At 72.2% G+C, this 13886-nt stretch carries 10 protein-coding genes; 6 read left to right on the top strand and 4 right to left on the bottom strand.

Annotation, left to right across the window (positions count from 1 at the left end; genetic code table 11):
• Positions 1-860: Na+/H+ antiporter NhaA (locus PSH25_RS23875; RefSeq protein WP_238661196.1), on the bottom strand; the 860-nt coding region annotated here is incomplete at its 3' end.
• Between the two features lie 339 nt (positions 861-1199).
• Here PSH25_RS23875 and PSH25_RS23870 point away from each other — a divergent pair.
• Entirely contained in the window at positions 1200-2663 is a 1464-nt protein-coding gene (locus tag PSH25_RS23870) for a tyrosine-protein kinase domain-containing protein (protein WP_238661195.1), read from the top strand.
• On the opposite strand, the gene PSH25_RS23865 is transcribed toward PSH25_RS23870, so the two are convergent.
• Positions 2644-3198 carry an arsenate reductase/protein-tyrosine-phosphatase family protein gene (locus PSH25_RS23865; RefSeq protein WP_238661194.1) on the bottom strand — a complete coding sequence of 185 codons (555 nt, stop codon included), beginning with the start codon at positions 3196-3198 and terminating at the stop codon, positions 2644-2646. The genes PSH25_RS23870 and PSH25_RS23865 overlap by 20 nt on opposite strands.
• A 168-nt stretch (positions 3199-3366) precedes the next feature.
• On the opposite strand from PSH25_RS23865, the gene PSH25_RS23860 reads away from it, so the two are divergent.
• From PSH25_RS23860 to PSH25_RS23850, 3 genes are all read left to right on the top strand, one after another.
• Positions 3367-4614 carry a glycosyltransferase family 4 protein gene (locus PSH25_RS23860; RefSeq protein WP_238661193.1) on the top strand — a complete coding sequence of 416 codons (1248 nt, stop codon included), beginning with the start codon at positions 3367-3369 and terminating at the stop codon, positions 4612-4614.
• 103 nt (positions 4615-4717) lie between these two features.
• Complete coding sequence (locus tag PSH25_RS23855; protein ID WP_238661192.1) at positions 4718-6496, top strand: DUF4012 domain-containing protein; 1779 nt, start codon at positions 4718-4720, stop codon at positions 6494-6496.
• A 13-nt stretch (positions 6497-6509) separates the two neighbouring features.
• Positions 6510-7133, top strand: a complete 624-nt coding sequence (locus tag PSH25_RS23850; protein ID WP_238661191.1) for a hypothetical protein — start codon at positions 6510-6512, stop codon at positions 7131-7133.
• Between the two features lie 198 nt (positions 7134-7331).
• On the opposite strand, the gene smpB is transcribed toward PSH25_RS23850, so the two are convergent.
• Both smpB and PSH25_RS23840 read right to left on the bottom strand, forming a co-directional pair.
• Positions 7332-7823, bottom strand: coding sequence for an SsrA-binding protein SmpB (smpB, locus tag PSH25_RS23845; protein ID WP_124856073.1), 492 nt, complete (start codon positions 7821-7823; stop codon positions 7332-7334).
• A gap of 43 nt (positions 7824-7866) precedes the next feature.
• Complete coding sequence (locus PSH25_RS23840; RefSeq protein WP_238661190.1) at positions 7867-10104, bottom strand: hypothetical protein; 2238 nt, start codon at positions 10102-10104, stop codon at positions 7867-7869.
• A gap of 151 nt (positions 10105-10255) precedes the next feature.
• Here PSH25_RS23840 and PSH25_RS23835 point away from each other — a divergent pair, with 151 nt between their 5' ends.
• Together PSH25_RS23835 and PSH25_RS23830 are read left to right on the top strand one after the other, a co-directional pair.
• Positions 10256-11914, top strand: a complete 1659-nt coding sequence (locus tag PSH25_RS23835) for an NAD(P)/FAD-dependent oxidoreductase (RefSeq protein ID WP_238661189.1) — start codon at positions 10256-10258, stop codon at positions 11912-11914.
• A gap of 161 nt (positions 11915-12075) precedes the next feature.
• A complete protein-coding gene (locus PSH25_RS23830) occupies positions 12076-13533 on the top strand; it encodes an ATP-binding protein (protein ID WP_238661188.1) in 1458 nt (485 codons plus the stop codon).
• Positions 13534-13886: the final 353 nt, after the last annotated feature.

The following is a 13886-nucleotide window of genomic DNA, read 5'->3' as shown; positions in this document are numbered from 1 at the left end:
TCGCCCGCGTCGCCCGCGTCGCCCGCGTCGCCGGTGGCCGCCTGACCGCCGTCCACGCGTCGGCGGGCGAGCACCGGGACCGTGAAGCCGAGCAGGACACCGGCCACCGTGGCGTGCACACCCGAGGCGTGCATCAGTGTCCAGGCGGCGATCGCGAGGGGGATCAGCGCCCACCACCAGGTACGCCCCCGCTGCACCAGCACCGCGAAGAGGCCGATCGGCGCCAACGCGGCGAGCAGCGGAACGGGCTGGAAGTCGGCGGTGTAGAAGATCGCGATGATGGTGATCGCGAACAGGTCGTCGACCACCGCGAGGGTGAGCAGGAATGCGCGCAGGCCCTGGGGCAGATGTGAGCTGACCACCGCCAGCACGGCGAGCGCGAATGCGATGTCGGTGGCGGTCGGAATGGCCCACCCGCGCAGGCCCTCCCCGCCCGCGCTCAGCACCACCGCCAGGTAGATCAGCGCCGGCAGCAGCATCCCGCCGAGTGCGGCCGCCACCGGCAGGGCGGCCCGTCGCGGGTCGCGGAGGTCACCGGCGACGAACTCCCGTTTGAGCTCCAGGCCCACCACGAAGAAGAAGATGGCCAGCAGGCCGTCCGCCGCCCAGGTGGCCACGTCCAGGTCGAGGTGCCAGGGCGCGCCGGGCCAGGGCACGACGTCGCCGAGCCGGGTGTACGAGTCGGACCACGGCGAGTTGGCCCAGATCAGCGCGATCACGGCACCCGTCAGCAGCAGCGCGCCACCGACGGTCTCGGTACGCAGCACGTCGGCCAGGTGCCGGGCCTCCGGCCAGGACGACCGGGAGAACAGCCGGATCTTCGGCGGACGCGGGCCCGACGGTGGGGTGCGGGAGGTCATGTGCGGGTTCCCCTACGGGAGTCGGGACAGCAGGAATCCACTCGCCGACCAGACTTCCCGGCACACCGCTGTCGACCCTATCCGGCGGTGTGGTCGGCGGCGACCGCTGGGCCGATCGGACGCCATCCGATCGGCCTTCGACTTTTTTCCCCGTTGTCGCCGCAGCCGAATGGACGTTTGTCGGGTTGGTCATGCGGGCGCACTTCTCGGTCCCAGAAAATACATAACTCCGGACATAAGCCGTATGAGCCGCTTTAATGGTTTCACGAGTTTAGAGACGACCTTGGGGGTTTTCGTGAAGTTCTTTGCCGTAACCGGACCGGCACGGGGGCGCTCCTGATGGACCTGCTCCGCCAATTGCGCCACGTGCGTCGGCACTGGTGGGTCGCGCTGGTCACGGTCATGGTGGCTCTCGGCGTCTCAGCGTTCCTGACCGTACGGGCCCAACCTCGGTACGTCGCCTCGGTGACCTTCTTCGTCACCACCCCCAGCACCGGCGTGACCGACGCCTACCAGGGTGGGCTCTTCCTCCAGCAGCGCGTCAAGTCGTACGCCGACCTGCTCAGCAGCGACCGGCTGGCGCAGAGCGTCGTGGCCGAGACCCCGGTCGGCCTCACCGCCGACGAGGTGCAGCGCCGGGTGAGCACCTCCACCGAGACCGGCACCGTTCTGCTGCGGGCGACGGTCACCGACACCGACCAGACCCGCGCGTTGCGCGTGACGGAGAGCCTCGCCAACAAGTTCGTCGAACTCGTGCAGAAGGTGGAGACGACGCCGGAGGGCAAGACGCCCATCAAGATCGAGGTGGTAAGTGGCCCGCGGGTCAGCGCCAACCCCGTCTCGCCGCAGCCGGTCCGCAACCTCACCCTCGGTGGCCTGGTCGGCCTCATCCTCGGCATCGGCCTGGCGATCCTGCGGGGCGTCGCCGACGTCCGACTGCGCGACGCGGCCGGCCTGCAACGCGCCACCGGCAGCCCGCTGCTCGGTGAGATTCCGTTCGAGGCCAACGCCCGCAGCGCCCCGCTGATCGTGGGCGACGCCGCGACCTCGGCGCGCGCCGAGGCGGTCCGCAAGCTGCGGACCAACCTGCGCTTCGTGGACGTCCACGAGCCGGCCCGGGTCATCGCGGTGACCAGTGCCCTGCAGGGCGAGGGCAAGACCACGCTCTCCTGCAACCTCGCCATCGCACTGGCCGAGGCGGGCTGGCGGGTGCTGCTTGTCGACGCGGATCTGCGCCGCCCCAAGGTCGACGACTACCTGGGCCTGGACGCCGGCGTCGGCCTCACCGACGTGCTGGTCGGCGACGTGAAGGTGGGCGACGTCGTGCAGCGCTGGGGGGACAAGTCGCTTCTGGTGCTGCCCAGCGGGTCGGCCCCGCCGAACCCGAGCGAGCTGCTCGGCTCCAAGGCCATGTCGGACCTGCTGCTGGCGCTGCGTGAGTCGGCGGACATCGTGATCATCGACACCGCGCCGCTGCTCGCGGTGACCGACGGCGTGGTCGTGGCCGTGCAGGCCGACGGCGCGCTGCTGGTGACCCAGCAGGGCCGTACCTCGCGTACCCAGGTCGCCGCGGCGGCCCGGTCGCTGCACTCGGTCTCGGTCCGGCTGCTCGGCTGCGTGCTGAACATGGCCAAGGTGGCCAAGGCCGAGGCGTACCAGTACGAGGCCTACCGGGTGGTCGCCTCGACGGCCGGGGCTTCGGCGTCGGCCGACCGGGCCGCGGCGGGCCGGCACAGCGCGGCCGCCGACGGGGTCAACGGTGTCCCCGACCACACCCAGGAACTCACCCGGCTGCCCCGATGAGCGCGGCGAGGGGTCGCAGCGACCGTTCGATCTCCTCGGCGCAGCGTCGGAAGTCGGCCGCGGTACCGCCGATCGGGTCCCGCAGGTCGTCCTCGTCCGGGGCGGCGGGTTGTAGCCGTCCCCGGGCCTGGGCGGCGGCGGCGATCGCGGCCCGCAACGGGTCGTCCGCCGAGTCGGCGGGCGGCTCGGCCGCCGCGGCCAGCCGGCCGAACTGGCGCAGCGTGAACGTCCGGTGCAGCGCTCCCGGCGCCAACGCGGTGCAGACCGAGCGTTGGCGTCGGGTCGCGGTCAGCACCAACGTCGCGTCGACCAGAAACTCGGGGCGCAACCCCCGGGTTCGGAACGCCGCCGGGTCCGCGCCGTTCTCGGTCGCGACCTCCATGGCGTACGGGTGCATGGCCAGCCCGTCGATCGCGTCGGTGCCGGCGCTGGCCACCTCGACGGCTCGGTCGGCCAGCAGCCGACGGGCCAGGTACTCGGCCATCGGCGACCGGCACAGGTTGGCGTGGCAGACGAACAACACGCGATCAGCCATCGGTGCCCCTCTCATCGGTACGGACACGGGCGCTCGCACCGCGAGGGCGGTGCGTCGACGCCGGTGGTCGTGCAGGGAGGGGTTGTCGGCATCGTACGCGGGCCGGTCGCGCGCCGGTCGTGGTGCCGCGCCGGCCGCGGGCGATCCCTGCGGGACGGGGGCGCACCGGTGAAGATCGGCATCCTGTCCTACCACTTTCCGCCCGAGCCGGCGTTCATCCCCGGGAGCCTCGCCGAGGAGTTGGCCGCGCGGGGGCACGAGGTACGTGTCCTCACCGGCTTTCCGGACTATCCCGGCGGGCATGTCTATCCCGGCTGGCGACAGCGGTGGCACCACGAGACGCACAGTCAACGGCTGAGCGTCCGACGGGTGCCCCGGTACCCCGGGGGCGCCGCGTCGGTTGGCGGGCGGATGGCCAGCTACCTCTCCTTCGCCGGCAGTACCGGGCTGGTCGCACGCCGGTTCCTCGGCGACGTGGACGCGCTCTACGTCTTCCAGCTGCCGGCGACGACGTTCGCCGCCGCCGCGGTGCTCCGGTTGCTCGGGCGGGTGCCGGCGGTGCTGCACGTGCAGGACGTCTGGGCCCGTGACGGCGCCGACGAGGGGGGCGAGGGGCGCTGGGCGGCGCGGATGGGCAGCACGATGACGCGGATCTACCGGACCGCGGCGCGCATCGCGGTCGCCGCGCCGTCGATGCGGGACCTGGTGGTCGCCGCCGGCGCCGACCCGGCCCGGGTCCGGCTGGTGCTGAACTGGACCGACGAGCGGATCTTCCACCCGGCGACGCCCGGCGCGGCGGCCCGCCAGCTGGTCCGTCGAGACGGTCGGTGCGTGGTGATGCACGCCGGGACCATCGGCGCGCGGCAGGGGCTGGAGACCGCGGTCCGGGCGGCCGCGGCGCTGGACCGGACCATGGATCTGGTCCTGGTCGGTTCGGGAACGGCGGAGCGGCGGGTGCGGGGGCTCGCCGCCGAGCTGGGCGCGAAGAACATCCGTTTCCTGGAGCGGCGGTCGCCGGTCGACATGCCCGAGCTGTACGCCGCCGCCGACTACCAGCTGGTCATGCTGCGCGACCTTCCGGAGCTGCGCGGCACGGTGCCCGGCAAGCTCCAGGCCGCGCTCTCCTGTGCCGCACCGGTGATCGCGTCGGCCGGCGGGGACACCGCCGAGCTGGTCGAACGGGCTCGGGCTGGGCTGTCCTGCCCGCCGGAGGACTGGGCGGCGCTGGCCGACCGGTTCTGGTTGGCCGCCACCATTCCGCCGTCGACCCGCACCGAGATGGGTCGCCGGGGGCGGGCCGCGTACCTGCGGGAGATGTCGCTGCCCGCCGGCGTGGACCAGATCGAACGGCTGCTGCACGAGGCGGCCGGACGGGTCGCAGAGCCCGCCACGGAACCACGAAGAAAACTCGCTTAAAGGACGACAACCGTAATAACGGTACGAACTTCCCTGGGGCGTGCTAAGAACGTCAGGGAATCGACCTTCTGTCCGGTTCCGCGAACGGGAGTGTGGTGTGACGGTGAGCGAACGACCGATCCGGCGGCGGAGCCGATCCCGGCGTCGTCGGCGGGCCCGACTGCGACGGGCGCTCCTTGGCGCCCTGGTGGTCGGTTCGCTGCTGCTGGCGACCGGCGGGTGGATCGGCTTCCGCGGCTGGCAGGCGCGCACCCACCTGCTCAACGCCGCCGGCCTGGCGCGAGAGCTGAGTGCCCAGATCGTCGGTGGGGACACCGACCGTGCCCTGCGGACGCTCGCCGCCCTCCAGGAGCAGGCCGGCGCGGCCCGCGCGGCTACCGCCGACCCGGGTTGGCAGCTCGGACGGCGTACCCCGATCGCCGGCGACGACCTCGACGCCGTCGCGCAGATCGCCGTGGCCATCGACGAGCTGGCCCGGCACGCGTTCCCGACCCTGCTCCGAACGGACCTCACCAGCCTGGTGCCGACCGGCGGCCGGGTCGACCTCGCCCGACTCGCCGACGTCTCCACGCACCTGACCGAGGTCCACGAGTCGGTGCAACGTACCCGCCAGAACCTGGCGGCGGTGCCAGCCGACAGCCTGGTCAGCCAGATCCGGCAGGCGCTGACCGACCTCCGCGACGAGATCGACCGGCTGGCCAGCCTCACCACGGCCGCCGACCAGGGAGCCCGACTGCTTCCGCCGCTGCTCGGCGCGAACGGCCCACGCCGCTACCTGCTCGTCTCGCAGAACCTCGCCGAGCTGCGCGCCACCGGCGGCATGTTCGGCGCGTACGCGATGATCGAGGCGGAGAACGGCAAGGTGAAGATGGGCAAGCAGGGCAGCAGTGCCTCGCTCGGCCGGTTCATCCCCGCGGTGAAGGTGCCCGCCGAGACCCGGGCCCTGTGGACGGACCTGCCCGGCATCTACCCCGCCGACGTCAACCTGTCCCCGCACTTCCCGACCGCCGCGACGCTGTACCGCGAGATGTTCCGCCGCAAGACCGGCACCACGGTCGACGGCGTGCTCGCCGTCGACCCGGTGGTGCTGTCCTACCTGCTCAAGGCGACCGGTCCGGTGCTGGTCCCCGGCGGTGTCCCGCTCGCCAGTGAGAAGGTCGTGCAGACCCTGCTCAACGACAGCTACCAGACCCTCGACGTCAAACAGCAGGACGACTTCTTCGCGGCCTCGGCCGCTTCGGTGTTCGACACCTTCTTCAAGAAGAATGTCAACCCGCGGGTGTTGTTGTCCGCATTTGACCGTGCTATCACTGAACGCCGGATATTGTTCTGGAGTGCCCGACCTGAGGAACAGCGGACATTCGGCGAGAGCCGGATGGCCGGGACGCTTCCGGAACAGGACACCGTGCCCACTGTCGGCGTGTTCCTCAACGACGGCAGCGGCGCGAAGCTCGGCTACTACCTGCGGCCGACGGCGAACCTGACGGTCGGCGAATGCCGGTCGGACGGCCGCCGTGAGCTCCGACTGCGGGTGACCCTGCGCTCAACGGCGCCGAAGTCCGGACTTAGCGAGTCCGTGCTCGGCCTCGGTCTGGCTGGCGACCCGTACACCGCCCGCACGTTGGTGTCGATCTTCAGCCCGGCAGGTGGAGCGGTTCTTGAGGCCCGACTCGACGGGGCCGAGACGGCGCTCGGCAGCGGCACCGAACGCCGCCGCCAGGTGGCGACGGCCAGCGTCGACATCGGCCCCGGCGCCGAGAGGGCGCTGGAAGTCACCGTGCTGACGGCCAAGACCGGCGTCGGGCAGGCCGAGCTGTGGCTGACCCCCACCGCCAGCCCCTGGACCACCCAAGTTCATTCCGCACCAAGCTGTGATCAGTAGGAGGGAACCAATCATGCGGCTATCCCGCATCATCATGGCGCTCACGGTCGGCCTGGCCGTGGTGGCCGTGCCGACGGCAGCGGGGGCGGCACAGCCGCAGCCGACGCCCAGCGCGACCACCGACCCGCCGCAACCGCCGCCGTACCCGCCGACCGCCGCGTCGCTGACCGTCAACCGTCCGACGATCTACCTCGGCGAGACGGTCGTGCTGACGGGTACCAACTTCGGCCCGAACGAGACGGTCGACATCAACGTGACTGTCACTCCGCAGGCCGCTCCGGCCGTCGCTCCGGCTCGCCGCAGCGACGGCAGCACCGTGGCCATGGCTCCGGTGGCCTACCAGGCGAGCGCGCCCCTGCACTTCACGGCGTACACCAACGGCCAGGGCCGCTTCACCAAGAGCTACAAGCCGTCGGTGACGGGTCTGCTGACCTTCACCGCCACCGGCCGGGAGTCCGGCCGTACCGCCTCCACCGAGCTGCGGGTGCTGCACAAGAAGCAGCCGCTGCCCGTCACGGGTGACAGCCTCGGTACGCCCATGAAGCTCGGCGGCGGCCTGGTCGGCGCAGGAGCGATCATGCTGCTGCTGACCCTGGCCTGGCGTCGCCGCCAGCGCTTCGGTGGTGCGGCGCACTAGTCCACACCACCGGGCTGCTTGCCCGGATCGCACTGAAGCTGGCGCCCGTCGGAACACTCCGACGGGCGCCAGCCTGTCCAGAAAGACGGCGGACCCTTCCGGGCCGTCCCCTCCCGGTCGCCGCCGCTCCTACCAGCGCAGCCACCGCCTGTGCCCGCCCCCGGTGGGCGGAACGTGCCCGCCGCGACGGCGAAGGCGTCAGGGCCTGCGGGGGTGGCCCTTGAGGTGCCGGCCCAGCTCGCGGGCGATCTCCCGGTTAGCGTCGCGCTCGGCCAGCGTCTGGCGCTTGTCGTAGGAGCGCTTGCCCTTCGCGAGGGCCAGTTCGACCTTGGCGAAGCCGTTCTCGAAGTACATCGACAGCGGGACGAGGGTCACCCCGCCCTCGCGGACCTTGTCCAGGATGCGGTCGATCTCGGCGCGGTGCAGCAGCAGCTTGCGGTTGCGGCGCGGCGCGTGGTTGGTCCACGTGCCGTAGGCGTACTCGGCGATGTGCAGGCCGTACAGCACGATTTCGCCGTCGCGTTCGTGCGCGAAGGCGTCGACCAGCGAGGCCCGTCCCTCCCGCAGTGACTTCACCTCGGTGCCGACCAGCACGATGCCCGCCTCGTACGTGCGCAGCACGGTGTACTCGTGCCGGGCCTTCTTGTTCGAGGCGATCAACCGGCGTGCGGGCGGTTTGGACGGGGTCACCAGGCGACGATATCCGGCCGCCGCAGCGGTCGTACCGGCCGGCTCAGTCGCGTGCCGGGCGCGCGGGGCGTAGTCGTGCGCTCAGGTCCCGTACCGCGTCCGCGAACGCCTCCTGCGACTCACACGGCCAGTGTCCCAGGATCGGTGGGGGAACGCTGTCGCTGGGCGCCGGCACCACGTCCTGCGGGTCGGTCAACCGTCGGTCCACGGTCGCCGCCGGCCCGGTCAGCGTCTCGGCCTCCCCGGGACGGTGGGAGGCGAAGATCCAGCCGCCGATCGGGTCGGTGTCGCGCCACAGGTTGATCCAGCGCCAGCCGACCCGTTCGCCGATCTCCCGCAGCGCCGGCTCGTCGGCGTACGCCGGGAACAGCCGGGAGTACAGCCGGCCCAGCGGCGACCCGTAGGTCAGCAGGGCGACCCGGTCGGTGATCCGGGTGGGCAGTTGCAGAACCGCGGCGGCGAGCAGCACCGAGCCGTGGCTGTGTCCAGCCAGCAGCACGCCCTGCCCCTGCTCCACCAGGTAGGTGATCCGCTTGGCCAGCTCCGGCACGGCCCGTTCGGCGTAGCAGGGCGGCGCGAACGGGTGCGCGGCCCGGGGCCAGAAGGTGCCCAGATCCCAGAGCACCCCCACGTACCGGCGGAACTGTGCTGTCCGGTACGCGAAGATGCCGCCCACCACCAGGCCGAGCAGGATCGCGGCGATCACGTAGCTACCCGACCCGATCAGGAAGTTGACCATGCTCTCCGGCACGCCGACGTACCGCTGCGCCACATCACCCGGCAGGAGCTGGAGCAGGCCGAGCAGGCTGGTGGCCAGGCCGACCGCCGCCAGGCCGGCGTACACCACGGAGAGCGGTTCCAGTCGCTCGGTGAAGCGGGCCCGGGCCACCGCCTGCTCGACCCGCCGCAGCCGCTCCGCCGCGTGCGGCGGCGCGTGCGGAAAGTCGGCGGCCACGATCGCCCGCGCGGCCCGCCGCCGCCCGCGCCGCGTCACCCTGGTGACCAGGCCGGCCACCAGCAGCGCGGTCACCACCGCCAGGAAAAACCCGAAGATCGCCCACTTGTACGCCAGCGGAGGGCTGGTCTCCAGACTGTCCGCGGTCGTCCCTTCGCGATCGAGCAGGTCCGCCACCCGGTAGACCAGCTCGGCGGAGAACGCCACGGCGAGCCCGGCCGAGATCGTCATGAAGACCGGCGCTCCCAACGCGCGGATGGGTGACCTGCGCTGCCCGCCACCGCGCCGCCAGATCACCAGGGTGGCGAGCGCGACCACCAGGACGGTCTGGCTGACGAACAGCCAGGCCACGATCGCGCTGTAACCGGGCAGCGCACCGCCTTGCGGCCACGGCGCCGGGCTGATGACGACGTGCACGATCACCAGCATCGTCACGCCGCAGGCGATCGTGCGCAGCCCGCGAAAGACGGCGTCCACCCGGGGCGACGGCTCGGTGCGGTCGATGCTGGGCACCACGGTGACCAGGAGCAGGCAGGCCAGCAGCACCGCCCCGGTGGCCGCCAGCAGGATCGCCATCACCGCCGAGCGGTGCTGGCTGGCTCGCGCGACCAGCAGGCTGCCGCTCAGCGTGGCGAACGCCGCCGCGACGTGGACCGAGCGCAGCCGACCCACCAGCGGCTCGCCGTCCCACTGGCCGACGGCGCTCAACTGGTGTTTCGACGTCTTCGTCGACGGCGTCCGGAACGCGTCGAACGAATGGCTCGGGCGAGCGCCCAGCCACCAGACGAGGCCGATGGCGCCGACCGGCACGAGCGCCAGCACCCCCAGGCGCAGCCCGATCGGGCGCCCGCCGAGCCAGGACAGCCAGCTCCGGCCGGCCAGGCACGACGGGGTGTCCATGCAGCGCCACGCGATCAGGTCCAGCGCCACCCCGACGATGGAGAGCACGTAGAGGACGGTGAGGGTGAGGGCGAGCACCCGGCACAGCGCCATGAAGCCGCGCGTCGAGACGGTGTTCGCCGGGCGCATCCAGAGCGCCACGTTGCAGAGCATGAACGGCAGCAGGAAGACCAGCGACAGCGTCCGCACCGCCGTGCCGGACGGCAGGTCACTCCAGCGGTACGCCTCCAGCGTCACCCCGTCCGTCCCGGTGGAGTCCGGATAGCCGGGACGCGGTCGGTAGAACCCTCCGCTGCGGTCCCCGGCGACCTGGTGCACGTGCGGCCGGTCCAACACCTGGTCCGCCCCCGCGCCGGAGACACCGTGCACCCGCAGCTCCACGATCCCACCCGACGTGGTCGGTCCGGTCGGTGTCGCGTCCGCCATGGGCCCCCCGAGGTGTGCACGGCAACCGGGCGGGTCGTCGATGTCCGGCCACCCGCGCGGCTCCCCGGCTTACCCGCCTGCGAGGCGGTCAACCGTGCTCCGGGCCCCGGCGATGGTGCGGTCGACCCTCGGCAGGTGATTTCATGGCGCCATGGCGAACCCGGTGATCCTGACCGTCGACGACGACCCCGTGGTGTCCCGGGCGGTGGCCCGGGACATCCGGCGCCGCTACGGCGACCGCTACCGGGTGTTGCGGGCGTCCTCCGGGCCGGAGGCGCTGGACGCGTTGCGCGAGGTCAAACTGCGTGGCGAACAGGTGGCACTGCTGCTGGCCGACCACCGGATGCCGGAGATGACCGGCGTCGAGTTCCTGGAGGCGGCCATGGACATCTTCCCGGCCGCCCGCCGGGTGCTGCTCACCGCGTACGCGGACACCGACGCCGCGATCGAGGCCATCAACGTGGTCGACCTGGACCACTACCTGCTCAAGCCCTGGCACCCGCCGGAGGAGAAGCTCTACCCGGTGGTCGACGGGCTGCTGGAGGCGTGGGCGGTCACCCCGGACGCGGCCAGCGCCGAGATCCGGGTCGTCGGGCACCGCTGGTCGGCGCCGTCGTTCAAGGTCCGGGACTTCCTGGCCCGCAACCTGGTGCCGTACCGGTGGCTGTTGTCCGACGACCCGGAGGGCGTCCGGCTGCTCGACGCGGCCGGGGCCACCGAGGCGGACGTACCGCTGGTGGTGACGCCCGAGGGCAAGGCGTTGGTCGCGCCGAGCGAGGCCGAGTTGGCCGCGCTGGCCGGGTTGACCGTGGTGCCGGCGTGCGACTTCTACGACCTGGTGGTGATCGGTGGTGGCCCCGCCGGCCTCGGGTCGGCGGTGTACGGCGCGTCGGAAGGGCTGCGCACCGTGCTCGTGGAGCGACGGGCGACCGGCGGTCAGGCCGGGCAGAGCAGCCGGATCGAGAACTACCTGGGATTCCCGGACGGTGTCTCCGGCGCGCAGTTGACCGATCGGGCCCGGCGGCAGGCGGTCAAGTTCGGCGCCGAGCTGCTCAGCGCCCGGGAGGTGGTCGGTCTCAGCGAGGCCGGCGGCGCCCGGCTGCTGCGCTTCGGTGACGGCAGCGAGATCGCCGCACATACCGTGGTGCTGGCCACCGGTGTGTCGTACCGGGTGCTCGACGCCCCGGGGCTGGCGGACTTCACCGGCCGGGGGGTGTTCTACGGCGCTGCGGCCACCGAGGCGCCGAGCTGTGTCGAGCAGGACGTCTACATCGTCGGCGGGGCCAACTCCGCCGGCCAGGCGGCGGTCCACTTCTCCCGGTACGCGTCGCGGGTGCACCTGCTCATCCGTGGTGCGGACCTGACCAACTCGATGTCGCGTTACCTGATCGACCAGCTGGAACGGATCGACCGGATCACCGTGCACCCGCACACCGCCGTGGTCGGCGGGGCGGGGGAGGACCACCTGGAACGGCTCACGCTCTGCGACACCCGCACCGGGGAGGCCCGCTCGGTCGACACCTCCTGGCTGTTCATCTTCATCGGCGCGGAGCCCCGCACCGACTGGCTGGACGGGGTGCTGGTCCGCGACGGGCGCGGTTTCATCGTGACCGGCCCGGATCTGCTCGCCGGGGGTCGGCGGCCGGCCGGCTGGTCGCTGTCGCGCGACCCGTACCACCTGGAAACCAGCGTGCCGGGCGTGTTCGCCGCCGGGGACGTGCGAGCCGAGTCGGTCAAGCGGGTGGCCTCGGCCGTCGGCGAGGGCGCGATGGCGGTGTCGCTGGTGCACCGCTATCTGGAAGCCCAATGAGCCGGCTGTTGCGAGCCCCGCAGTCGCGAGCGAAGGAGTCCCAGTGAGCGCGAGGAGTGAGCCGGTGTTGCGAGCCCCGCAGTCGCGAGCGAAGGAGTCCCAGTGAGCGCGAGGAGTGAGCCGGTGTTGCGAGCCCCGCAGTCGCGAGCGAAGGAGTCGCAGTGACCACCGAGTCTGACCGGCTGACGCCGGCGCAGTTGCGCACCCTGTTCCTGTTCGAGTCCCTCGACGAGGGGCAACTCGAGTGGCTGGCCGAGCGGGGCCGGGTCGAGCAACGTGCGGGCGGCACCCTGGTGTACGCCGAGGGGGAGCCCGGGACCTGCTTCTTCGTGCTGCTGCGCGGCGCGGTGGCGCTGAGCCGGCAGGTGCGCGGCGACGACGTCGAGGTCAGTCGGACCGATCAGCGCGGGGTGTATGGCGGTGCCGTCCAGGCGTACCTGGGTGACCAGGTCGACCAGATCTACCGCAACAGCATGCGGGCGCTGGTCGACTCGGACTTCTTCGTGCTGCCGGCGGAGGATTTCGCGTACGCCCTGCGGTCCTGGTTCCCGATGCCCATGCACCTGTTGGAGGGGCTGTTCCTCGGCCTGCGGAACAGCCAGGCCATCGTGGGCGAACGGGAGCGGCTGTTGGCCCTCGGTTCGCTGTCGGCGGGGCTGACCCACGAGCTGAACAACCCGGCCGCGGCGGCGGTGCGGGCCACGTCGGTGCTGCGGGACCGGGTCGCCGGGATGCGGCACAAGCTCGCCATGATCGCCGATGGGCGGCTCGACGGCAGCGCCCTGCACGGCCTGGTCGCGTTGCAGGAGGAGGCGGTCGCCCGGGTGGCCACCGCGCCGAAGTTGACCCCGATGGCCACCGCCGACGCCGAGGACACCCTCACCGACTGGCTGGAGGAGCACGGGGTCGGCGGGGCCTGGGACCTGGCGCCGATCCTGGTCGGCGGTGGGCTCGACGCGGCCTGGTTGGCGCAGGTCAAGGCCGCGGTCGGGGCCGCGGACCTGGAGGCGGCGGTGCGCTGGCTCACCTACACCGTCGACACCGAGCTGCTGATGCGCGAGATCGGCGACGCGGTTACCCGGATCTCCGGGCTGGTGGACGCCGCCAAGCAGTACTCACAGCTGGACCGCGCGCCGCACCGGGTGGTGGACGTGCACGACCTGCTCGACGCCACGCTTGTGATGTTCAAGGGCAAGATCCCCGCCGAGGTCAAGCTGGTCCGCGAGTACGACCGGGGCCTCCCACCGATCCCGGCGTACGCGGCCGAGCTGAACCAGGTGTGGACCAACCTGATCGACAACGCGTTGGGCGCGATGGGGGAGAAGGGCGTGCTGACCGTCCGTACCGGACGGGTCGGCGACCTGCTGGCGGTGGAGATCACCGACACCGGGCCGGGCATCCCGCCGGAGGTGCGTCCGCGCATCTTCGAGCCGTTCTTCACCACGAAGCCGGTCGGGGCGGGCACCGGCCTGGGGCTGGACATCTCGTACCGGATCGTGGTGCACAAGCACCACGGCGACATCCGGGTGGAGACCGAGCCGGGACGCACCACCTTCCGCGTCCTGCTGCCGATCACCGAGGGCCCACCGGACCAGCCACGCGACGCACCGACCACCTAGAGCCAGCGAGCGGGCAGTACCCCGGTCGGCCGCACCACCCCTTCGCACCGCCCCGCCCCGCCCCGCACCGCCCCGCCCCGCCCCGCGATGCCACTACTTCCCGGATCGAGCACGATCTTGCGGGGCGGGGCGGGGCGGGGCGGTGCGGGGCGGGGCGGGGCGGTGCGAAGGGGTGGTGCGGCCGACCGGGGTACTGCCCGCTCGCTGGCTCTAGGTGGTCGGTGCGTCGCGTGGCTGGTCCGGGGGGCCCTCGGTGGTCGGCAGCAGGACGCGGGAGGTGGTGCGTCCCGGCGCGGTCTCCACCCGGATGTCGGCGTGGTGCTTGTTGCGTGGCGACGGGGCTCGGTTGGGGA

Origin of the sequence: Micromonospora foliorum, assembly GCF_022229015.1 — a bacterium.
Classification (GTDB): domain Bacteria; phylum Actinomycetota; class Actinomycetes; order Mycobacteriales; family Micromonosporaceae; genus Micromonospora; species Micromonospora foliorum.
The sequence above is the reverse complement of the archived record's forward strand: the minus strand, read 5'-3'. Positions and strand labels throughout refer to the sequence as shown.

What these genes read in the sequence shown, in the direction of transcription:
- PSH25_RS23840 (WP_238661190.1), bottom strand. Translation starts at nt 10,104, where the DNA reads ATGGCGGACGCGACACCGACCGGACCGACCACGTCGGGTGGGATCGTG.
- PSH25_RS23850 (WP_238661191.1), top strand. Translation starts at nt 6,510, where the DNA reads ATGCGGCTATCCCGCATCATCATGGCGCTCACGGTCGGCCTGGCCGTG.
- PSH25_RS23835 (WP_238661189.1), top strand. Translation starts at nt 10,256, where the DNA reads ATGGCGAACCCGGTGATCCTGACCGTCGACGACGACCCCGTGGTGTCC.
- PSH25_RS23865 (WP_238661194.1), bottom strand. Translation starts at nt 3,198, where the DNA reads ATGGCTGATCGCGTGTTGTTCGTCTGCCACGCCAACCTGTGCCGGTCG.
- PSH25_RS23870 (WP_238661195.1), top strand. Translation starts at nt 1,200, where the DNA reads ATGGACCTGCTCCGCCAATTGCGCCACGTGCGTCGGCACTGGTGGGTC.